Source organism: Klebsiella sp. 7-CIP_Kleb. (assembly GCF_050378655.1).
Taxonomy (GTDB): Bacteria; Pseudomonadota; Gammaproteobacteria; order Enterobacterales; family Enterobacteriaceae; genus Klebsiella; species Klebsiella quasipneumoniae.
This window is the reverse complement of sequence record NZ_JBNRLJ010000002.1, coordinates 217,402-238,163: the sequence shown is the minus strand read 5'-3', so window position 1 is coordinate 238,163 and position 20,762 is coordinate 217,402. Positions and strand designations below refer to the sequence as shown.

The 20,762-nt window shown below is 58.9% G+C and carries 19 protein-coding genes; 15 read left to right on the top strand and 4 right to left on the bottom strand.

Annotation, left to right across the window (positions count from 1 at the left end; all coding sequences use genetic code 11):
* Positions 1-79 precede the first annotated feature (79 nt).
* A complete protein-coding gene (gene mdtH, locus ACQUTI_RS08815) occupies positions 80-1,288 on the bottom strand; it encodes a multidrug efflux MFS transporter MdtH (protein WP_053810568.1) in 1,209 nt (402 codons plus the stop codon).
* A 228-nt stretch (positions 1,289-1,516) separates the two neighbouring features.
* Between mdtH and rimJ the strand changes: the two genes are divergently transcribed.
* The 4 genes from rimJ to murJ all read left to right on the top strand — a co-directional run bounded on the left by rimJ (position 1,517) and on the right by murJ (position 5,337).
* On the top strand, positions 1,517-2,101 hold the full coding sequence (rimJ, locus tag ACQUTI_RS08810; protein WP_017900738.1) for a ribosomal protein S5-alanine N-acetyltransferase: 585 nt from the start codon (positions 1,517-1,519) through the stop codon (positions 2,099-2,101).
* Positions 2,102-2,110: 9 nt separating this feature from the next.
* Positions 2,111-2,764: a YceH family protein gene (locus tag ACQUTI_RS08805; RefSeq protein WP_004204549.1), complete on the top strand. Its 654-nt coding sequence runs from the start codon at positions 2,111-2,113 to the stop codon at positions 2,762-2,764.
* A gap of 14 nt (positions 2,765-2,778) precedes the next feature.
* Positions 2,779-3,690, top strand: coding sequence for a Gfo/Idh/MocA family protein (locus ACQUTI_RS08800; RefSeq protein ID WP_072140422.1), 912 nt, complete (start codon positions 2,779-2,781; stop codon positions 3,688-3,690).
* Positions 3,691-3,801: 111 nt separating this feature from the next.
* Positions 3,802-5,337 (top strand): murein biosynthesis integral membrane protein MurJ, encoded by a 1,536-nt coding sequence (gene murJ / locus ACQUTI_RS08795; protein WP_004204551.1) that lies wholly within the window; start codon positions 3,802-3,804, stop codon positions 5,335-5,337.
* Between the two features lie 53 nt (positions 5,338-5,390).
* Here murJ and ACQUTI_RS08790 read toward each other — a convergent pair whose 3' ends face one another.
* Positions 5,391-6,605 carry an MFS transporter gene (locus ACQUTI_RS08790; protein WP_004204552.1) on the bottom strand — a complete coding sequence of 405 codons (1,215 nt, stop codon included), beginning with the start codon at positions 6,603-6,605 and terminating at the stop codon, positions 5,391-5,393.
* A gap of 16 nt (positions 6,606-6,621) precedes the next feature.
* Here ACQUTI_RS08790 and ACQUTI_RS08785 point away from each other — a divergent pair, with 16 nt between their 5' ends.
* The gene (locus tag ACQUTI_RS08785; RefSeq protein WP_428923242.1) at positions 6,622-7,650 is read left to right on the top strand and encodes a LysR family transcriptional regulator; all 1,029 of its coding nucleotides are present in this window, start codon (positions 6,622-6,624) and stop codon (positions 7,648-7,650) included.
* Between the two features lie 38 nt (positions 7,651-7,688).
* Here ACQUTI_RS08785 and rne read toward each other — a convergent pair whose 3' ends face one another.
* Positions 7,689-10,922, bottom strand: a complete 3,234-nt coding sequence (gene rne, locus ACQUTI_RS08780; RefSeq protein ID WP_048323660.1) for a ribonuclease E — start codon at positions 10,920-10,922, stop codon at positions 7,689-7,691.
* 699 nt (positions 10,923-11,621) lie between these two features.
* Here rne and rluC point away from each other — a divergent pair.
* Positions 11,622-12,575: a 23S rRNA pseudouridine(955/2504/2580) synthase RluC gene (gene rluC, locus ACQUTI_RS08775; RefSeq protein WP_012542245.1), complete on the top strand. Its 954-nt coding sequence runs from the start codon at positions 11,622-11,624 to the stop codon at positions 12,573-12,575.
* A gap of 37 nt (positions 12,576-12,612) precedes the next feature.
* Here rluC and ACQUTI_RS08770 read toward each other — a convergent pair whose 3' ends face one another.
* Complete coding sequence (locus ACQUTI_RS08770; RefSeq protein WP_004204559.1) at positions 12,613-13,197, bottom strand: Maf family protein; 585 nt, start codon at positions 13,195-13,197, stop codon at positions 12,613-12,615.
* Between the two features lie 141 nt (positions 13,198-13,338).
* Between ACQUTI_RS08770 and yceD the strand changes: the two genes are divergently transcribed.
* The 9 genes from yceD to pabC all read left to right on the top strand — a co-directional run bounded on the left by yceD (position 13,339) and on the right by pabC (position 20,762).
* The gene (gene yceD, locus ACQUTI_RS08765; protein ID WP_017900733.1) at positions 13,339-13,860 is read left to right on the top strand and encodes a 23S rRNA accumulation protein YceD; all 522 of its coding nucleotides are present in this window, start codon (positions 13,339-13,341) and stop codon (positions 13,858-13,860) included.
* Between the two features lie 16 nt (positions 13,861-13,876).
* Positions 13,877-14,050: a 50S ribosomal protein L32 gene (gene rpmF, locus ACQUTI_RS08760; protein ID WP_000290724.1), complete on the top strand. Its 174-nt coding sequence runs from the start codon at positions 13,877-13,879 to the stop codon at positions 14,048-14,050.
* 203 nt (positions 14,051-14,253) lie between these two features.
* Positions 14,254-15,351 (top strand): phosphate acyltransferase PlsX, encoded by a 1,098-nt coding sequence (gene plsX / locus ACQUTI_RS08755; protein ID WP_205841332.1) that lies wholly within the window; start codon positions 14,254-14,256, stop codon positions 15,349-15,351.
* A gap of 53 nt (positions 15,352-15,404) precedes the next feature.
* Positions 15,405-16,358, top strand: a complete 954-nt coding sequence (locus ACQUTI_RS08750) for a beta-ketoacyl-ACP synthase III (RefSeq protein ID WP_043523193.1) — start codon at positions 15,405-15,407, stop codon at positions 16,356-16,358.
* Positions 16,359-16,373: 15 nt separating this feature from the next.
* Positions 16,374-17,303: an ACP S-malonyltransferase gene (gene fabD, locus ACQUTI_RS08745; RefSeq protein ID WP_254465551.1), complete on the top strand. Its 930-nt coding sequence runs from the start codon at positions 16,374-16,376 to the stop codon at positions 17,301-17,303.
* A 12-nt stretch (positions 17,304-17,315) separates the two neighbouring features.
* The gene (gene fabG / locus ACQUTI_RS08740; RefSeq protein ID WP_002899294.1) at positions 17,316-18,050 is read left to right on the top strand and encodes a 3-oxoacyl-ACP reductase FabG; all 735 of its coding nucleotides are present in this window, start codon (positions 17,316-17,318) and stop codon (positions 18,048-18,050) included.
* 210 nt (positions 18,051-18,260) lie between these two features.
* Positions 18,261-18,497, top strand: coding sequence for an acyl carrier protein (gene acpP / locus ACQUTI_RS08735; protein ID WP_000103754.1), 237 nt, complete (start codon positions 18,261-18,263; stop codon positions 18,495-18,497).
* An 88-nt stretch (positions 18,498-18,585) separates the two neighbouring features.
* Positions 18,586-19,827, top strand: coding sequence for a beta-ketoacyl-ACP synthase II (fabF, locus tag ACQUTI_RS08730; RefSeq protein ID WP_065904860.1), 1,242 nt, complete (start codon positions 18,586-18,588; stop codon positions 19,825-19,827).
* A gap of 125 nt (positions 19,828-19,952) precedes the next feature.
* Positions 19,953-20,762, top strand: a complete 810-nt coding sequence (gene pabC, locus ACQUTI_RS08725; protein ID WP_057214305.1) for an aminodeoxychorismate lyase — start codon at positions 19,953-19,955, stop codon at positions 20,760-20,762.

Sequence of the window (20,762 nt, the reverse complement as noted above, 5' to 3'; positions counted from 1 at the left end):
ACACAAAGCATCATGACCTGTCAGCATCCTCGATACCAGCAGAATAGGCTGAAAGCAGGAGAAACCGCCGCCGCGCGCATCAGGTCCGCGGCTCCAGCATGCCGGAGGCAGAGCGTTTCGGACTAAACTGCCACCACAGCGCCAGGAAGGTGATAACCCCGATGACCCCGAGCATCAGCCACGGCAGCTCGGGCTGACCGGCGGCTTTACCAGCATCAAACAGCCAGCCGCCGCCTGCATATCCCAGCGCGCCGCCAAAGGCGAGCCCCAGGCGGCTGAAGCCCATATAGCTGCCGCGCGCCCGGGCGTCCGCCAGCGAGGCGCCCAGCGTCTCCCGGGCAGGTTCAGCAATGATGGAACCGATGTAAAACAGGCAGATCAGGGTAAACAGCTGCTGCAAACTGCTGGTCATGCCGATGGGGAGCATGGCCAGGGTCATCACCAGCAGACCGGCCATCAGCCGGTGCTCAAGGCGAAAACGTTTTTCGCTCCAGCGGGCAATGGGATAGAGCAGGGTCAGCGAAATGGTGGCTTCGATGGCGTACATCCACTTTACGGCGGCCGGCGAGCCGGCGATGTCATTCACCATGATCGGCAGCATCAGCATCACCTGAACCGCCAGCATGTAATAGCCCGTCAGCGTCAGGACATAGGTGACGAAGCGCTTGTCCCGCAGCACCCGGCCCAGCCCCTCGCGGATCGGCGTTTTTACCGTCGAGAGCTTCCATGCCGGCAGATACCAGGCGTTAAACGCCGCGCAGGCGATAAACAGCGCGGCGCCGGCGCTGCACACCAGGCGGAAATCATACTGCAGCAGCCAGCTGCCCAGCAGCGCGCCAATCACCGCGCCGGCGCTATCCTGCATCATCAGGATGGAGAAAAAGCGGCCGCGCTGATGCGGGCGCACCAGCTTAACCACCAGCGCCGCCCGCGGCGGGTCGAACAGCGTGCCGCCGAGCCCGGAAAGTATGCATGAGAACCACAGCACCCACGGCTCATGGGCGACGGCCATCGCCGCGAAGCCGCCGGCGCGCATCAGCATACCGGTGACGATCATCGGTTTGGCGCCAAAGCGGTCGGCGATGGCGCCGCCAAAGATACCTAATCCCTGCTGCACGAGCTGGCGCAGGCCGAGCGCGATGCCGACCATCAGCGCCGCCCAGCCCATCTGATCGACAAAGCGGATGGAAATCAGCGGGAAGACGACAAAAAAGCCCAGCACGACCAGCATGTTATCGACTAACAGGAAATATTTACCCAGGCTCCTTGCCTGCGAGACGCGGGACATTTCCCCTCCAGGGAAAAATAGAGATAAGCGTAGATATTCTGCGGGCAATCTGCTGCTTTTCCCAGCGCCCTTGCGACAATATTTTTTTATCAAAATGCAAGTTCGATTGAGGCTATTCATCGAAAAGAGGAGATGGCGCAGAAAATGGTATGTTGCTGTTTTCACACCGTCGCGCAGGACAGGTATAGTGAAGGCAGCAAGAATGAAGTCAGGGGGACTGAAAAGGAAATGTTTGGCTATCGCAGTAACGTGCCGAAGGTGCGTTTGACGACGGACCGGCTGGTGGTGCGCCTGGTTCACGATCGTGACGCCTGGCGTCTGGCCGATTATTACGCCGAGAATAAGGCGTTCTTAAAACCCTGGGAGCCGGTTCGTGACGACAGCCACTGCTATCCTTCCGGATGGCAGGCGCGTCTGTCGATGATCGCCGAGTTTCATAAGCAGGGGTCTGCTTTTTATTTCGCGCTGCTCGATCCGGAGGAAAAGGAGATCGTCGGCGTGGCGAATTTTTCCAACGTGGTGCGCGGGTCATTCCATGCCTGTTATCTCGGCTACTCTATTGGCGAGAAGTGGCAGGGGCAGGGGCTGATGTTTGAAGCGCTGACGTCGGCGATTCGCTATATGCAGCGTACGCAGCATATTCATCGCATTATGGCCAACTATATGCCGCATAATCAGCGCAGCGGCGCGCTGCTGGCGCGGTTGGGGTTTGAAAAAGAGGGTTACGCCAAAGATTACCTGCTGATTGACGGGCAGTGGCGTGACCATGTATTGACGGCGCTAACGACGCCGGACTGGTCAGCGGGACGTTAAGGAGAGAGGATGAAATATCAGTTAACCGCGCACGAAGCGCGCGTCATTGGCTGTCTGCTGGAAAAGCAGGTCACCACGCCTGAGCAGTATCCGCTGTCGGTGAATGCCGTAGTGACCGCCTGCAATCAGAAAACCAACCGCGAGCCGGTGATGTCGCTGAGCGAAGGCGAAGTCCAGGCTCTGCTGGATACCCTGGTGAAACGCCATTATCTGCGTACGGTCAGTGGCTTCGGCAATCGGGTCACTAAGTATGAGCAGCGCTTTTGCAACTCCGAATTTGGCGATCTGAAGCTCAGCGCCGGCGAGGTGGCGGTGGTGACGACGCTGCTGTTGCGCGGCGCCCAGACGCCGGGTGAATTACGCAGTCGGGCGCAGCGGATGCATGAGTTCAGCGATATGGCGGAAGTGGAAAGCGTGCTGGAAGGGCTGGCGACCCGCGAAGATGGTCCCTTTGTCGCCCGTCTGCCCCGGGAGCCGGGGAAACGGGAAAGCCGCTATATGCATCTGTTTTGCGACGACATGGACACACTGATCACGACAGTGGAAGCACTCTCGCCGCTGGAAGAGGAAGACGATCTGCGTGCCAGGGTTGAAGCGCTGGAAGGCGAGGTGGCGGAGCTGAAAGCGCGCCTCGATTCGCTGTTACACCATCTGGGGGACTAAACGTGGGGACAAGATTGCGCATCGGGGTGGTTGGCCTGGGCGGTATTGCGCAGAAAGCGTGGCTGCCGGTTCTGGGGGCGGCGGAAAGCTGGACGCTGCAGGCGGCCTGGTCGCCGGGAAAAGAGAAGGCGCTGCGGGTTTGCGAAACCTGGCGAATGCCATACGCTGAATCGCTGGATGCCCTGGCGGCGCAGTGCGATGCGGTCTTTGTTCATACGTCGACGGCTTCACATTATGAAGTGGTGAATCATTTGCTGAATGCCGGGGTTCATGTTTGCGTAGATAAACCGCTGGCGGACAAGCTGAGTGAGGCGGAGACGCTGGTCGAGCTGGCGGCGCGGCGTCGTCTGACGCTGATGGTCGGTTTCAATCGCCGCTTCGCACCGCTCTATCGGGAGCTAAAGGGGCGGCTGGGCGAGGCGGCCTCGCTGCGGATGGATAAGCACCGCAGCGATAGCGTGGGCAACGATCTGCGCTTTACCCTGCTTGATGACTATCTGCACGTGGTGGATACCGCGCTATGGCTGGCCGACGGTCAGGCGCGTCTGCGCGGTGGCGCGCTACAGATCACTCCGCAGGGCGAGATGCTGTATGCCGAACACCAGTTCAGTTCGCCCCGGCTGCAGGTCACCACCAGCATGCACCGCCGCGCAGGCAGCCAGCGCGAGTGGGTGCAGGCGGTTACGGATGGCGGGCTATATGCCGTCAGCGAGATGCGCGAATGGCAGGAGGAGTGCGGTCACGGCGTGGTCCAGCGCCCGGTCGCCAGCTGGCAAACCACCCTTGAGCAGCGCGGCTTTGTCGGCTGCGCGCGCCATTTTATCGAATGCGTGCAAAATCAGACGGTTCCTGAAACCGCAGGCGAACAGGCGCTGCTGGCTCAGCGGGTGGTCGACAAACTTTGGCGCGACGCCATCAGCGAATAATCCGTTGTAACAACTGACAGTAGTAATTCATGTTGAACCCGGTAGACTATCGCCACTTTCCAGCGCCCGCATTTGCGGGCGTTTTACTCCAGGGTTTGGAATAACAGCGTAATGAACCTTTTAAAATCACTGGCGGCCGTCAGTTCGATGACCATGTTTTCGCGCGTGCTGGGCTTTGCCCGCGATGCGATTGTGGCGCGCATTTTTGGCGCCGGGATGGCGACCGACGCCTTTTTCGTCGCCTTTAAACTGCCTAATCTGCTGCGGCGTATTTTTGCCGAAGGCGCCTTCTCTCAGGCGTTTGTACCGATCCTTGCCGAATATAAAAGCAAGCAGGGCGAAGATGCCACCCGGGTGTTTGTCTCGTATGTCTCCGGATTGCTGACCCTGGCCCTGGCGATCGTCACCGTTATCGGGATGCTGGCGGCGCCGTGGGTGATCACCATCACCGCCCCCGGGTTTGCTGATACCGCCGATAAATTTGCGCTGACTACCCAATTGCTGCGCATTACCTTCCCCTATATTTTGCTGATCTCCCTCGCCTCGCTGGTGGGGGCGATCCTTAATACCTGGAACCGCTTCTCGGTGCCGGCCTTTGCGCCGACGTTCCTCAACGTCAGCATGATTGGCTTTGCGCTGTTTGCCGCACCGTACTTTCATCCGCCGGTGCTGGCCCTGGCCTGGGCGGTCACGGTCGGCGGCGTGCTACAGCTGGCCTACCAGCTGCCGCACCTGAAGAAAATTGGCATGCTGGTCCTGCCGCGCATCAATCTGAAAGATGCCGGCGCGATGCGGGTGGTGAAGCAGATGGGGCCGGCGATCCTTGGCGTGTCGGTAAGCCAGATCTCCCTTATTATCAATACTATCTTCGCTTCGTTTCTCGTGTCGGGATCGGTGTCTTGGATGTACTACGCCGACCGTCTGATGGAGTTTCCGTCCGGTGTCCTGGGAGTGGCGCTCGGCACTATCCTGCTGCCATCGCTGTCAAAAAGCTTCGCCAGCGGTAATCATGACGAGTATTGCCGGCTGATGGACTGGGGGCTGCGTCTCTGCTTCCTGCTGGCGCTGCCGAGCGCGGTGGCGCTGGGGATCCTCGCCAAACCGCTGACCGTGGCCCTGTTCCAGTACGGCAAATTTAGCGCTTTTGATGCGGCAATGACCCAGCGCGCGCTGGTGGCCTATTCCGTGGGACTAATGGGGCTTATCGTGGTGAAGGTGCTGGCGCCGGGCTTCTATTCCCGCCAGGACATCAAGACCCCGGTCAAGATTGCTATTGTCACCCTGATTATGACCCAGGTGATGAACCTGGCGTTTATCGGCCCGCTGAAGCATGCGGGTCTGTCGCTGTCCATTGGCCTGGCGGCCTGCCTGAACGCCGCGCTGCTTTACTGGCAGTTGCGTAAACAGAAGATCTTTACCCCGCAACCGGGCTGGCTGGCCTTCCTGCTGCGTCTGATTGCTGCGGTGCTGGTTATGGCTGCGGCGCTGCTGGGCGTCATGCATATCATGCCGGAGTGGTCGCTGGGGACGATGCCGTTCCGTCTGATGCGCCTGCTGGTGGTGGTTGTCGCCGGGGTGGTGGCCTATTTCGCCACACTGCTGCTGTTGGGCTTCCGCGTGAAAGAGTTTGCCCGACGTACAGCCTAAGCGGTTGTGCGGGAATGGATGAACCCGCTTCGCCTCAGGCGAAGCGGGTTTTTTTATGATGCGCGGCGTTCGGCAGCGACGATACGGGCATTCTCCAGCAGGCGGATTGCCAGGGCGATCGCCCCGCTGACCACCGCCAGGGTAACCACCCCGTTCCAGCCGGCCAGCACGTACAGCTTGCTGCCCAGCACCGACCCCAGCGACATCCCGATGAAGACCACGGTAAACAGCAGGGCGTTAAGGCGGCCGCGGGCCTGCGGCTCGAGGCCATACACCAGGTTCTGATGCGCCACCAGGCTTGACTGCAGGCCAAGGTCGAAGCCAATCGCCGACAGGGCAATCAGCGCCAGCTGGCCATGCAGTGGCAGCAGCGGCAGTATAAACATCAGGGCGAAGGAGACGGTGACCAGCGCCGCCCCCATTTGAGTCACTTTACCGGCGCCAAATTTATCGGCCAGTCCGCCGGCCAGCGGCGCGGCCAGCGCCCCGGCAGCCCCGGCGATACCAAAGCCGCCCGCTACCGCACTGCCCATGTGATAGTGTTCGGAGAGCATCACTGCCAGCGTCGACCAGAAGGCGCTGAAGGCGACAGAGAGCGCCCCCTGAGCCAGCGCAGCGCGGCGTAGCGCCGGGTAGCGCTGCCACAGATGCGCCATTGAGGCCATCAGCTGCGGATAGCTCAGCGTCGAGTGAATGGCGAAGCGCGGCAGCACCCGCCACATCACCAGGCCAATCAGCGCCACGCTGACCGCCGCCGCCTGATACATCACCCGCCAGCCGAACACTGCGCCCACCACGCCGCTGACCGTCCGGGAAAGCAGGATCCCCAGCAGCAGCCCGGTCATCACCGTGCCCACCATTTTGCCCTGCTTGCCCGCCGGGGCGAGGATCGCCGCCGCAGGGACGATATCCTGCGCCATGGTCGCCGCCATACCGATCAGCAGACTGACCACCAGCAGTGAGCTGAGCTGGCCGGTGAGGCTGCACAGGAGCAGCAGGAGCGCCAGCAGCGCGCTTTTCACCAAAATCAGCCGGCGGCGATCGTGGCGGTCGCCGAGCGGGAGCAGGAACAGAATGCCGAGCGCATAACCCGCCTGCGTCAGAGTAGGGACCAGACCCATACCTTCTACCGTCAGGTGGAGATTGGCGCCCATCAACGGCAGCAGCGGCTGCGCGTAGTAGATAGAGGCGACGCTAAAGCCGGCGCCGAGCGCGAGAATGAAGATAATCCAGCCTGCGTCGCGGGTGGAAAGGGAAGTCGGTGTCATGATCAATACCTCGTGAATGCAATGGGGCTATTTTTCCCTGAATGCGGCTGGCGCGGTAGCCGGGCTGGTGGTAAAACGGTTATACGTAGCACGTATAGGCAAAAGAAAAATGAAAAGACAGGAGCGTATAGATCGCATTGAGCTGATGCGTACCTATATTCGTATTATAGAGGCAGGGTCGCTCTCCGCCGCGGCGGGGCAGATGGAGACCACCCAGGCGACCGTCAGCCGCCGCCTGCAGTCCCTTGAAGGGCTGCTGGGAGTCAAGCTGATCCTGCGTACCACCCATGCGATGAAGCTCACTGACGATGGCGAACGCTGCTACCGTCACGCCCGCCAGCTGGTGGATGCCTGGCTGGCGCTGGAAGACGACCTGCGTATTGCCGACGATCGGCCGGTGGGGGTGCTGCGGGTGAGGGCGCCGCACGCTTTTGGCCAGCAGCAGCTGCTGGGGCCGCTGGTCGCCTTTCTCCAGCGCCACCCGCAACTGTCGGTGGAGTGGATGCTGAATGATAATACTGTCGACTTTCTCAGCGATAATATCGACTGCGCCATCCGCGTGGGGGCGGAGGTGGATCCGGCCACGGTCTCCGTGCTGCTGGCGGAAGTGCCGCGCTGCGTGGTGGCCTCCCCTGAACTGCTGGCGAAGTACCCGCCGTTAACCTCGCTGGAGGCGTTATCCGGCCTGCCGTGGATCGCCATTAACACCTTTTATCAGCATGAGGTGCGGCTCCGACATCAGGTCAGCGGGCAGCTCGTCTCCACGGCGATCACCCCCTGTCTGAGCACCGACAGCCTTTACGTCGCGCGTAACACTGCGCTGGCGGGGCTGGGGGTGGCGATGGTGTCCAGCTGGGCCGTGGCGGAGGATCTTGCTGCCGGAAGGTTGACAGAGCTGTTCCCGCAGTGGCGTCCCGCCTCGCTGCCGGTCCACCTGGTCTATCCCTGGGCGCGCTATTATCCGACGCGGCTGCGTAAATTCCTCGACCTGATGCGGGAGATCATGCCGGACCTCGCCGGCATGCAGCCTCCGCAAAGCGCATAAAAAAACCGGCCAGGAGGCCGGTTTTTTATTTAGCACGCTTACTCGACGGGCTGTGGGCGGGTCGGTTCAGCGGTGGCTTTATGGGTGGCGCTATGACCGCCGGCGGCGCCTTTGCCTTCAAAAGCGAATGGCGGGCGCACCCAGGTGCTGTGGCGCGGCGCTTCCGGGACATAGTCCGGCGCTGGCGCACGGGTCATTGGCGCGGTGGCATGGCGATGACCCGCCACCACTACCGGCTTGCTCACCGGAGGCTCGACTTTGACCGGCTCGACAGGCGCGGCTTCGACAACCGGTGCTTCAACTGCGGTTTCCGCCGCCGGCGCGATGGTTTCCACTGGCGCTTCAACGACAGGCGCCGTTTCCACCACTTCAGGTTCTACCACCACCGGCTCGGCGTCGAGCGTCGCTGGCGCGATAGCCTGAGGCGCTTCGACAGCCGGCGCTTCGGTGACCAGCTCCTGCGGCGCTGGCTCGACGGCTGCTGGCGCGATACCTTCCGCAGCATCAACCACCACCGGCTCGGCGGCTACGACCGGCTCGACGACCACAGGCTCGGCGGTAACCGGCTCCATGGTAGCCGGCTCGACGGTGACCGGGGCAGCGGTAACGGTTTCAACGACGGCAACCGGGGTCGCGACGGCCGCGACGGTTTCCACGAGGTTGTCGTTCTGAACCTGAACCTCTTCCGACTGCTGATCCTGCGGACGAACCACCGGGTAGCGGATCCAGACTTTACCGGAAGCCATCTCCGGCGATGCGCAGGCCACGGTCAGCGGCATTGGCGACTGGGTCGGATAGCGTTCGTCACGATAGCGACGACGACGCTGACCGCTGACGCGCAGGTGACGCGGGGAACGACGTGAGCGACGCGGCATACCGTTCGCTTCACGGGATTCGCCATTTTCGTCCTGGTCCGCCACGCTCTCCACTACTGCTGGCAGCTCGGCTTTCACCGGCTCGCTGCGCGGAGCGATAACTTCCGCCACTACGGCTTCTGGCACGATCTCGGCAACCTGCTCAACGACAGCGGACTCAACGCGTACTTTCTGTGCCAGCTGGCGCGGTTTACGACGCGGCAGGGTCTGCACACGCTCTTCCTGCTCCGTCTCCTGCGCTACCGGCTCTTCGCGAGTCTGCGCTTTGGCTTCCTGCTGCGCCTGACGTTTGTCGTCATTGCGGCGGCGGGTGCGTTCGCGGCGCGGCTGCTGCTCGTCACGGGATTTCGCTTTCTCCGCGTCGTCGCCTGAGGTCTGGCGAACATCACGGGCTTCCACATTCTGCGACGGCTTCTCGCGACGGTTGCGACGGTTCTCTTCACGCGATTCGCGCGGTTCACGGCCCTCGGCATTGTCCGCACGAGTGTCACGATTGTCACGGTTATCGCGGTTGTCACGATTGTCGCGGTTTTCACGGCGGTCGTTGCGATCGCGGCGGTTGTTGGCGCGCGGTTTACGGCGCTCCTGCTGACGCTCCGGTTTTTCTTCCGCTTTCTTCTCGACCTTAACCTCAGCCGGTTTGGCCTCTTCGGCGCCAGAGAAGATATTCTTCAGCGCGCTGAAGAAGCGTGAGAGCAGGCCAGGCTGCGCCGGTGCGGTGGCCGCGACCGGTGCCGCTGCGGCGACAGGCGCGGCGACAGGCTCTTCAAGCATCGGGGCTGGCGGCGCGTCAGGCATGACAAAAGCGGCCAGGGCCGGCTGTTCCGGACGTTTCCGTTCTGCCGGCTCATCGTCGCCCGGCAGCGCCATCTCTTCTTCATGCAGCTTCGGCAGCAGGTAGCTCAGCGTTGAGGTCTCTTCACCTTTGCGCACGCGCAGGACGGAGTAGTGCGGCGTCTGCATTTCGTCGTTTGGCACGATAATCACGCGCACATCGCCCTGACGGGATTCGATAGCGCTCACCGCGGCACGTTTTTCGTTCAGCAGATAGGAGGCGATCGGTACCGGAACGATGGCGTGCACTTCTTTGGTGTTCTCTTTCAGCGCTTCTTCTTCGATCAGACGCAGAATAGAGAGCGACAGCGATTCGTTATCACGCACGGTGCCGGTGCCGGAGCAGCGCGGGCAGACGTGGTGGCTGGATTCGCCCAGCGACGGGCTCAGGCGCTGGCGGGACATCTCCAGCAGGCCGAAGCGCGAGATATGGCTGATCTGAATGCGCGCCCGGTCCTGACGGACGGCTTCGCGCAGACGGTTCTCCACAGCGCGCTGGTGGCGAACCGGAGTCATATCGATAAAGTCGATAACGATCAGGCCGCCGAGGTCGCGCAGACGCAGCTGGCGGGCAATCTCGTCAGCCGCTTCGAGGTTGGTGTTGAACGCCGTCTCTTCGATATCGCCGCCGCGGGTGGCGCGGGCGGAGTTGATATCGATCGCGGTCAGCGCTTCAGTGCTGTCGATGACGATAGAGCCACCGGACGGCAGACGCACTTCACGCTGGAAGGCGGATTCAATCTGGGATTCGATCTGGTAGTGGCTGAACAGCGGGATTTCACCGGTGTACAGTTTGATTTTGCTGCTGAAATCCGGACGACCCAGCGCGGCGATATGCTGGCGCGCCAGCTCGAGCACTTTCGGATTATCGATCAGGATTTCGCCGATATCCTGGCGCAGATAGTCACGGAAGGCGCGGACAATGACGTTGCTTTCCTGGTGGATAAGGAACGGCGCCGGACGGCTTTCCGCGGCTTTCTGAATCGCTTCCCAGTGTTTCAGACGGAAGCTCAGGTCCCACTGCAAGGCTTCGGCAGATTTGCCGACGCCAGCGGTGCGAACGATAAGGCCCATGCCGTCCGGAAGCTCCAGGCTCGCCAGCGCTTCTTTCAGTTCGGTACGGTCGTCGCCCTCGATACGGCGGGAAATTCCCCCCGCGCGCGGGTTGTTCGGCATCAATACCAGATAGCTGCCCGCCAGGCTGATAAAGGTGGTGAGCGCAGCGCCTTTGTTGCCGCGTTCTTCTTTATCAATCTGCACGATAACTTCCTGACCTTCACGCAGTACGTCTTTGATATTAGGACGGCCGTGCGCATTGTAGTTGGCGGGGAAATATTCGCGGGCGATTTCTTTGAGGGGGAGGAAACCATGACGCTCGGCGCCGTAATCAACAAACGCGGCTTCAAGGCTGGGTTCAATGCGGGTGATTTTGCCTTTGTAGATGTTCGCTTTTTTCTGTTCGTGCCCGGGGCTTTCGATATCCAGGTCGTACAGGCGCTGCCCATCAACAAGGGCGACGCGCAACTCTTCCTGCTGAGTTGCGTTGATTAACATTCTTTTCATCGTAACTTACTCATTATTCTTACATTGACGACTAAGCTGCGGGCAGAGTAATGCCTTTCCGGGGGAAAACCGATGGCCTCGTGTCTGGTTCACGTCGCCAACCTCACGGTTGTCGCGCGCTTAAGAGGCGCAGAGTGTCGGTCGCCTGTGTTTCAAACGGAAACACAGCGCAATTATTCAGGGGAACAGCCTGGGATGTATCACCAGAGAATATTCCATTTATACTCGTCGTCTTTCGCGTTGCAGGCATGATGGCTTAACCTGCTCACCTCGATCAGCGGATCCAGATGAGCTCCCGGGAGTCCCGGAGTTGACGCCTTCCTGCGACTTGAAATCCATAGAGCCTGTACCGGTAAGGACTGCAACCCGCAGCCCGCTAACTGTCTGAAAGATCACAACGTCTTACGCCATTGCTGCGTGGGCGATCGGTCAGACAAAACTGGTCATTCCGCTAATGTCTTGTTCTAACAAGATGCAATACGGAAAACGGTCTCATTATTCCATTGCTAACCTTGTTATAGCAAGTTGACTTTCACCTTTTATCACCCGGTTACTCACAGTTTTATCACCTGCCCATACAGATTGTTCTAATAACAAACAATATGGCGGTCAGGCAAACCGTGAAAACAGGATAATGATAAATATAAGCATATAAAAATGAGTGGCGCTAATGCGTCCGGCTATTTAGAATCGCGCACCATGAAAACTGAGACCCCAACCGTAAAAATGGTTGCCATTGCTGCTGATGAAGCGGGGCAACGTATCGACAACTTTTTGCGTACCCAATTGAAAGGCGTACCGAAGAGCATGATTTATCGCATCCTGCGTAAAGGCGAGGTGCGGGTGAATAAAAAACGCGTGAAGCCGGAGTATAAGCTGGAAGCGGGCGATGAAGTCCGTATCCCGCCGGTGCGTGTGGCGGAACGTGAAGAAGAGGCGGTATCGCCGCATCTGCAGAAAGTGGCGGCGCTCTCTGAGGTGATCCTCTATGAAGACGATCATATTCTGGTCCTCAATAAGCCATCCGGTACCGCGGTACATGGCGGCAGCGGCCTGAGCTTCGGCGTGATTGAAGGGCTGCGCGCCCTGCGCCCGGAGGCGCGCTTCCTTGAGCTGGTACATCGGCTCGACCGCGATACCTCTGGCGTGCTGCTGGTGGCGAAAAAGCGCTCGGCGCTGCGTTCGCTGCACGAGCAGCTGCGTGATAAAGGCATGCAGAAAGACTATCTGGCGCTGGTGCGCGGCCAGTGGCAGTCGCATACCAAAGTGGTGCAGGCCCCGCTGTTGAAGAACATTTTGCAGAGCGGCGAGAGAATCGTCCGCGTGAGTCAGGAAGGCAAGCCGTCAGAGACGCGCTTCAAAGTGGAAGAGCGTTATGAATTCGCCACTCTGGTGCGCTGCAGTCCGGTCACCGGACGCACGCATCAGATTCGCGTTCATACCCAGTATGCCGGCCATCCTATCGCCTTTGACGACCGCTATGGCGACCGCGAATTTGACAAGCAACTCTCTGGTACCGGCTTAAACCGCCTGTTCCTCCACGCTGCTGCGCTGAAGTTTACCCACCCAGGGAGCGGGGAGGTGATGCGCGTTGAGGCGCCGCTGGATAACCAGCTGAAGCACTGTCTACAGGTGCTACGGAAGAGCAAATAAGTGCAACGGCGGAATCAGTTCCGCCGTTTTTTTTACCTCAGCCTAACAGCGGGTTGTAATTTTCGCGGCGCAGCATCTGACAGAGCGCGATCAAGGGTAAACCGACCAGCGTATTCGGATCGCGGCCTTCCAGCCGTTCGAACAGCGTAATACCTAACCCCTCGCTCTTAAAACTCCCGGCGCACTGCAGCGGGTTCTCTTTACGCACATAGCCTTCGATCTCTTTATCGCTGAGATGCCGGAAGTGGACGTCAAAGGGCTCGCATTCGGTTTGCAGATGACCGCTGGCGGAGTTGTACAGCGCGAGGCCGGTATAAAAGGTGATGATCGACCCGCTCGCCTTTCTCAACTGCCTGCGGGCATTTTCCTCGGTGTGCGGTTTGCCGGTGATCTCACCGTCCAATACGCAAACCTGATCGGAGCCTATAATAAGGTGATTGGGGTAGCGCGAAGCCAGGCTCTGCGCTTTGGCCTGCGCCAGCCGGGTGACAAGCTGACGCGCGGATTCTTCAGGGCGGGGCGTTTCGTCGACGTCAGGCGCCGCACATTCAAATGGTAACCCCAGTTTTTCCAGCAGCATGCGCCGCCAGGGAGAGGTTGACGCCAGGATAAGTTGAGACATATTTTTTCATCCACATATAGCGCTTCGCAGAGCATCATCTTAAACTATGCGCCGCAATGTGTGCGAATAAATGGCAAAAGGCAACCTGAGGCTGCCTTTTTCTTTGACTCTATGACATTACAAAGTTAATATGCGCGCCCTATGCAAAAGGTAAAATTACCCCTGACTCTTGATCCGGTACGCACGGCTCAAAAACGCCTTGATTACGAAGGCATCTATGCCCGCGATCAGGTTGAACGTGTAGCCGATTCTGTAGTCAGCGTGGACAGCGATGTGGAATGCAGCATGTCGTTCGCTATCGATAACCAGCGTCTCGCCGTTATTACAGGCGATGCGAAGGTGACGGTAACCCTCGAATGCCAGCGTTGCGGGAAACCGTTCTCCCATCACGTCCACACCACGTATTGTTTTAGCCCCGTCAGAAATGACGAACAGGCCGAAGCACTACCGGAAGCGTATGAGCCGATTGAGGTTAACGAATTCGGTGAAATCGACCTGCAGGCAATGGTCGAGGATGAAATTATCCTCTCCCTGCCCGTAGTTCCGGTGCATGATTCTGAACACTGTGAAGTGTCCGACGCGGACATGGTCTTTGGCGAACTGCCTGAAGAGGCACAAAAACCAAACCCATTTGCCGTATTAGCCAGCTTAAAGCGTAAGTAATTGAGGAGTAAGGTCCATGGCCGTACAACAGAATAAACCAACCCGTTCCAAACGTGGCATGCGTCGTTCCCATGACGCGCTGACCGCAGTCACCAGCCTGTCTGTAGACAAAACTTCTGGTGAGAAACACCTGCGTCACCACATCACTGCCGACGGTTTCTACCGCGGTCGCAAGGTTATCGCTAAGTAATCACGCGATACTCGCAGGATTTCCCGTTGCAGGCCATGGCGGGTTTGTACGTACCTGGGCACTCGGTTAACCCGATAACCAGAGGCGTCAATGCCCGGATTGTTGCGTCTGCAGCGTGAAAATTCGCGGGTGCCAGCGTGATGAAGCTTAGTGAGGACTCCCCGGGCAACTGGGGAATCACCGAACCGGGCAGCGACGATACCTTGACACGTCTAACCCTGGCGTTAGATGTCATGGGGGGCGATTTCGGCCCATCCGTGACAGTGCCTGCAGCACTGCAGGCACTGAACTCTAATTCGCAACTCACACTTCTTTTAGTCGGCGATCCCGACGCCATCACGCCATTACTCGCCAAAGCTGACTTCGAACAACGTTCGCGTCTGCAGATTATTCCTGCGCAGTCAGTTATTGCCAGTGATGCGCGACCCGCACAGGCTATCCGCAGCAGTCGCGGAAGCTCAATGCGCGTGGCGCTGGAGCTTGTGAAAGAAGGGCGGGCGGAAGCCTGCGTCAGCGCCGGGAACACCGGCGCGCTGATGGGCCTGGCGAAACTGCTGCTCAAACCGATTGAAGGTATTGAGCGGCCGGCGCTGGTGACGGTGCTGCCGCACCAGCAGAAGGGCAAAACCGTGGTGCTGGATCTCGGCGCCAACGTCGATTGCGACAGCACGATGTTGGTGCAATTCGCGGTGATGGGGGCAGTGCTGGCGGAAGAGGTGGTCGGCATTGCCAATCCTCGCGTCGCCTTGCTGAACATCGGCGAAGAAGAGATGAAAGGCCTCAGCAGCATCCGCGATGCTGCTGCAGTGCTCAAAACGCTGCCTTCCCTCAACTACATCGGCTATCTTGAAGCCAGTGAACTGTTGACCGGAAAAACCGATGTGCTGGTTTGTGATGGATTCACGGGCAACGTCACATTAAAAACCATGGAAGGTGTTGTCAGAATGTTCCTTTCACTGCTGAAATCTCAGGGAGAGGGCAAAAAACGGTCGTGGTGGCTGCTGTTACTAAAACGTTGGTTACAAAAAAGCCTGGCGAGGCGATTCAGTCACCTCAACCCCGACCAGTATAATGGCGCCTGTCTGTTAGGATTGCGCGGTTCCGTGATCAAGAGTCATGGTGCTGCCAATCAACGCGCCTTTAGCGTCGCGATAGAGCAGGCAGTGCAGGCGGTGCAGCGGCAAATTCCTCAACGGATCGCCGCGCGCCTGGAATCTTTATACCCAGCTGGTTTCGAGCTGCCGGAAAGCGACAGTGACGTGAACGCCCGACAGCAAAGCGGGACAAATGGACACCACTAACGCCGCGGCGGTTGAACGAGGCGGGTATATTACCCAAGAGTGACTGAGCGTACATGTATACGAAGATTATTGGTACCGGCAGCTATCTGCCCGAGCAAGTGCGTACAAACGCCGACCTGGAAAAAATGGTAGAGACCTCTGACGAGTGGATTGTCACCCGCACAGGTATCCGTGAGCGTCGTATTGCCGCAGCGCATGAAACAGTTGCTACGATGGGCTTTGAAGCCGCAAAGCAGGCGCTGGCGATGGCGGGCGTGTCCGCGGAGCAAATTGGTCTGATCATTGTTGCGACCACCTCCGGCACGCACGCGTTTCCGAGTTCGGCATGCCAGATTCAGTCTATGCTGGGCGTCAAGGGCTGCCCGGCGTTTGACGTCGCGGCCGCCTGCGCCGGTTTCACCTATGCGCTGAGCGTCGCCGATCAGTATGTCAAGAACGGCGCGGTGGACTATGCGCTGGTCGTCGGCGCTGATGTGCTGGCGCGCACCTGCGATCCGACCGATCGCGGGACGATTATTATTTTCGGCGATGGCGCCGGGGCGGTGGTGCTGGGCGCCTCCGAAGAGCCTGGCATTATCTCGACGCATCTGCATGCTGACGGTAGCTATGGCGAACTGCTGACCCTGCCGAACGCCGATCGCGTCGATCCGGAAAATCCGATCTATCTGACGATGGCCGGCAATGAAGTCTTCAAAGTGGCGGTCACTGAGTTAGCGCACATCGTTGATGAGACGCTGGCCGCGAATAATCTTGAACGTTCTGCGCTGGACTGGCTGGTGCCGCATCAGGCAAACCTGCGGATCATCAGCGCGACGGCGAAGAAACTGGGCATGTCGATGGATAACGTCGTAGTGACCCTCGACCGCCATGGCAACACCTCCGCGGCGTCAGTCCCTTGCGCGCTGGATGAGGCCGTCCGCGATGGCCGCATTCAACGTGGGCAGCTGATTTTGCTGGAAGCCTTTGGTGGCGGTTTCACCTGGGGTTCCGCGCTGGTTCGTTTTTAGTATAAGGATTTAAACATGACGCAATTTGCTTTTGTGTTCCCGGGACAGGGCTCGCAGGCCGTAGGCATGCTGGCCGATATGGCGGCGACCTGGCCGGTCATTGAAGAGACCTTCGGTGAAGCTTCCGCAGCGTTGGGTTACGATCTGTGGGCGCTGACGCAACAGGGCCCGGCAGAAGAACTGAATAAGACCTGGCAGACCCAGCCAGCGCTGCTGACCGCCTCCGTGGCGCTGTACCGCGTCTGGCAGCAGCAGGGCGGCAAAGCGCCGGCGCTGCTGGCTGGTCACAGCCTCGGCGAATACTCCGCGCTGGTTTGCGCGGGCGTTATCGCTTTCGCTGATGCCGTTCGCCTGGTTGAACTGCGCGGCAAATTCATGCAGGAAGCTGTACCGGAAGGTACTGGCGCCATGTCAGCGATTATCGGTCTGGACGACACGGCTATTGCCAAAGCCTGTGAAGAATCGGCCGAAGGGCAGGTCGTCTCTCCGGTGAACTACAATTCCCCGGGCCAGGTGGTTATCGCCGGTCACAAAGAGGCCGTTGAACGCGCAGGCGCCGCCTGTAAGGCCGCGGGCGCTAAACGGGCGCTGCCGTTGCCGGTGAGCGTGCCGTCTCACTGTGCGCTGATGAAGCCAGCTGCGGAGAAACTGGCGCTTGAGCTGCAGAAAATCACCTTCAACGCGCCGACGATCCCGGTGGTAAATAACGTCGACGTGAAGTGCGAAACCGCGCCGGACGCCATTCGCGACGCGCTGGTACGCCAGCTGTATAGTCCGGTTCAGTGGACTAAAACCGTTGAGTTTATGGCTGCTCAGGGCGTAACGCATCTGTATGAGGTTGGCCCGGGTAAAGTCCTCACCGGCCTGACCAAACGTATTGTTGACACCCTGACCGCTTCCGCGCTTAACGAGCCGGCGGCGATGTCTGCGGCGCTTGAGCAATAAAAGAGGAAAACCATGAGTTTTGAAGGAAAAATCGCGCTGGTTACCGGTGCAAGCCGCGGTATTGGCCGCGCCATCGCTGAAACGCTCGTCGCCCGCGGCGCGAAAGTTATCGGTACTGCGACCAGCGAAAGCGGCGCGCAGGCGATCAGCGACTATTTAGGCGCCAACGGTAAAGGTCTGATGTTGAATGTGACCGACCCGGCATCTATTGAATCTGTTCTGGAAAATGTGCGCGCAGAGTTTGGCGAAGTGGATATCCTGGTGAATAATGCCGGGATCACTCGCGACAACCTGTTAATGCGCATGAAAGATGACGAGTGGAACGATATCATCGAAACCAACCTGTCATCGGTTTTCCGTCTGTCAAAAGCGGTAATGCGCGCTATGATGAAAAAGCGTCATGGACGTATTATCACTATCGGTTCTGTGGTTGGTACCATGGGAAATGCGGGTCAGGCCAACTACGCTGCGGCGAAAGCGGGTCTGATCGGCTTCAGTAAATCACTGGCGCGTGAAGTTGCGTCCCGCGGTATTACTGTAAACGTTGTTGCTCCGGGCTTTATTGAAACGGACATGACGCGTGCGCTGACCGATGAGCAGCGTGCGGGTACGCTGGCGGCAGTTCCTGCGGGGCGCCTTGGCACCCCAAATGAAATCGCCAGCGCGGTTGCATTTTTAGCCTCTGACGAAGCAAGTTACATCACTGGTGAAACCCTGCACGTCAACGGCGGAATGTACATGGTCTGACCGAGATTTGTGCAAAACGTTCAGGAACCGCGCACTTCGCACGGTTCTCTGTGCGGTTTTGTGCGAAAAGATTTGCGTTCTTAGGGCAAACGGCCTCAAAATAGCGCAAAATCGTGGTAAGACCTGCCGGGATTTAGTTGCAAATTTTTCAACATTTTATACACTACGAAAACCATCGCGAAAGCGAGTTTTGATAGGAAATTTAAGAGTATGAGCACTATCGAAGAACGCGTTAAGAAAATTATCGGCGAGCAGCTGGGCGTTAAGCAGGAAGAAGTTACCAACAATGCTTCCTTCGTTGAAGACCTGGGCGCTGATTCTCTTGACACCGTTGAGCTGGTAATGGCTCTGGAAGAAGAGTTTGATACTGAGATTCCGGACGAAGAAGCTGAGAAAATCACCACCGTTCAGGCTGCCATTGATTACATCAACGGCCACCAGGCGTAAGTGAACATCTCCAGGCGGTCATTCGACCGCCTGAGTTTTATCTTTATTTGTCCCACAAGAATCTATTTTCCCTCCCTGGAGGACAAACGTGTCTAAGCGTCGTGTAGTTGTGACCGGACTGGGCATGTTGTCTCCTGTCGGCAATACCGTAGAGTCTACCTGGAAAGCTCTCCTTGCCGGTCAGAGTGGCATCAGCCTGATCGACCATTTCGATACTAGCGCCTATGCAACGAAATTTGCTGGCTTAGTAAAGGATTTTAACTGTGATGACATCATCTCGCGCAAAGAGCAGCGCAAGATGGATGCCTTCATTCAATATGGAATTGTCGCTGGCGTTCAGGCCATGCAGGATTCTGGCCTTGAAGTGACGGAAGAGAATGCTACCCGTATTGGCGCCGCAATCGGCTCTGGTATTGGCGGTCTCGGCTTGATCGAAGAAAACCACAGTTCGCTGGTCAACGGCGGACCGCGTAAGATCAGCCCATTCTTCGTTCCCTCCACAATTGTTAACATGGTGGCCGGCCATCTGACCATCATGTTTGGTCTGCGTGGACCAAGTATCTCCATCGCGACCGCCTGTACTTCAGGCGTGCACAACATCGGTCAGGCTGCGCGCATCATCGCCTATGGCGATGCCGATGCGATGGTGGCAGGCGGTGCGGAAAAAGCCAGTACCCCGCTTGGCGTGGGCGGCTTTGGCGCAGCGCGGGCGCTCTCCACGCGCAATGACAACCCGCAGGCGGCAAGCCGTCCGTGGGATAAAGATCGCGACGGCTTCGTGCTGGGCGACGGCGCGGGCATGGTGGTGCTGGAAGAGTACGAGCACGCAAAAAAACGCGGCGCGAAAATCTACGCCGAGATCGTCGGCTTCGGCATGAGCAGCGATGCTTACCATATGACATCACCGCCGGAAGATGGCGCGGGCGCCGCGCTGGCGATGGTGAATGCCATTCGCGATGCGGGCATCGAACCGTGCCAGATCGGCTACGTCAATGCCCACGGCACCTCGACGCCGGCTGGCGATAAAGCGGAAGCGCAGGCGGTTAAGTCTGTCTTCGGCGATGCGGCGAGCCGCGTACTGGTGAGCTCCACCAAATCCATGACCGGGCATCTGCTGGGCGCGGCAGGGGCGGTAGAGTCGATTTACTCTATCCTGGCGCTGCGCGATCAGGCGGTTCCGCCGACGATCAACCTCGACAACCCGGATGAGGGCTGCGACCTCGACTTCGTTCCGCACGAAGCGCGTCAGGTTTCCGGTATGGAGTACACCCTGTGCAACTCCTTCGGCTTTGGCGGCACTAACGGTTCGCTGATCTTCAAAAAAGTGTGACAGGGCTTGCCCCGGTACTGCTTTAACAAAAGGCCCGATTGTCGGGCCTTTTTTATTCGGCTTTCTCCACTTGTCCTCTGCTCCGTGTCCTGAGACACTCACCGACCAGTGAAAAGGAGTCCTTTATGTTCTTGATAAATGGCGTTGAACAGGACACGCTGGCGGCGAACGATCGCGCCGTCCAGTTTGGCGACGGTTGTTTTACCACTGCCCGTATACAGCATGGACAGGTTGCGTTACTGGACGCCCATCTGCAGCGTTTGCAGACAACCTGCGAAAAATTACGCATCCCGTTTGACGACTGGCTGACGCTAAGCGACGAGATGCAGCGTCTGGCTCGACCGCACGCGCAGGGCGTGCTTAAGGTGACCCTTACCCGCGGCGTTGGGGGAAGGGGATACAGCACGGCGGGCTGTGCGTCGCCCACCCGTATTCTGAGCGACTCTCCGCTTCCGGCGCACTACGCGCGCTGGCGGGAGGAGGGCATTACCCTGACCCGGAGCCCGGTGACCCTGGGGCGCAACCCCTGGCTGGCTGGCCTGAAGCATCTTAATCGTCTGGAGCAGGTGCTGATTCGCTCTCATCTTGAACAGACGGACGCCGATGAGGCGCTGGTCCTTGACAGTGACGGGTGGCTTACGGAATGCTGTGCCGCGAATTTATTCTGGCGTCAGGGACGGGATGTATTTACTCCGCGACTCGATTATGCCGGGGTCAACGGCATAATGCGGCAGCGCTGTATCGCGCAGCTGGCACCATCGACGTTTCGCGTTGTCGAAGTGACAGCGCGTCCCGAGGCGTTGCGGGAGGCCGATGAAGTGCTGATCTGCAATGCGCTGATGCCGCTGGTGCCGGTTCGTCGCTGGGAGGAGACCGTCTGGTCCTCGCGCGAGCTTTACCATTTTTTAGCCCCTTTGTGTGAGCTGTCTGGTTAG

What these genes read in the sequence shown, in the direction of transcription:
- ACQUTI_RS08790 (WP_004204552.1), bottom strand. Translation starts at nt 6,605, where the DNA reads ATGACACCGACTTCCCTTTCCACCCGCGACGCAGGCTGGATTATCTTC.
- rluC (WP_012542245.1), top strand. Translation starts at nt 11,622, where the DNA reads ATGAAAACTGAGACCCCAACCGTAAAAATGGTTGCCATTGCTGCTGAT.
- mdtH (WP_053810568.1), bottom strand. Translation starts at nt 1,288, where the DNA reads ATGTCCCGCGTCTCGCAGGCAAGGAGCCTGGGTAAATATTTCCTGTTA.
- ACQUTI_RS08785 (WP_428923242.1), top strand. Translation starts at nt 6,622, where the DNA reads ATGCAATGGGGCTATTTTTCCCTGAATGCGGCTGGCGCGGTAGCCGGG.
- fabD (WP_254465551.1), top strand. Translation starts at nt 16,374, where the DNA reads ATGACGCAATTTGCTTTTGTGTTCCCGGGACAGGGCTCGCAGGCCGTA.
- rpmF (WP_000290724.1), top strand. Translation starts at nt 13,877, where the DNA reads ATGGCCGTACAACAGAATAAACCAACCCGTTCCAAACGTGGCATGCGT.
- rne (WP_048323660.1), bottom strand. Translation starts at nt 10,922, where the DNA reads ATGAAAAGAATGTTAATCAACGCAACTCAGCAGGAAGAGTTGCGCGTC.
- ACQUTI_RS08770 (WP_004204559.1), bottom strand. Translation starts at nt 13,197, where the DNA reads ATGTCTCAACTTATCCTGGCGTCAACCTCTCCCTGGCGGCGCATGCTG.
- fabG (WP_002899294.1), top strand. Translation starts at nt 17,316, where the DNA reads ATGAGTTTTGAAGGAAAAATCGCGCTGGTTACCGGTGCAAGCCGCGGT.
- murJ (WP_004204551.1), top strand. Translation starts at nt 3,802, where the DNA reads ATGAACCTTTTAAAATCACTGGCGGCCGTCAGTTCGATGACCATGTTT.
- acpP (WP_000103754.1), top strand. Translation starts at nt 18,261, where the DNA reads ATGAGCACTATCGAAGAACGCGTTAAGAAAATTATCGGCGAGCAGCTG.
- ACQUTI_RS08805 (WP_004204549.1), top strand. Translation starts at nt 2,111, where the DNA reads ATGAAATATCAGTTAACCGCGCACGAAGCGCGCGTCATTGGCTGTCTG.
- yceD (WP_017900733.1), top strand. Translation starts at nt 13,339, where the DNA reads ATGCAAAAGGTAAAATTACCCCTGACTCTTGATCCGGTACGCACGGCT.
- pabC (WP_057214305.1), top strand. Translation starts at nt 19,953, where the DNA reads ATGTTCTTGATAAATGGCGTTGAACAGGACACGCTGGCGGCGAACGAT.
- rimJ (WP_017900738.1), top strand. Translation starts at nt 1,517, where the DNA reads ATGTTTGGCTATCGCAGTAACGTGCCGAAGGTGCGTTTGACGACGGAC.
- ACQUTI_RS08750 (WP_043523193.1), top strand. Translation starts at nt 15,405, where the DNA reads ATGTATACGAAGATTATTGGTACCGGCAGCTATCTGCCCGAGCAAGTG.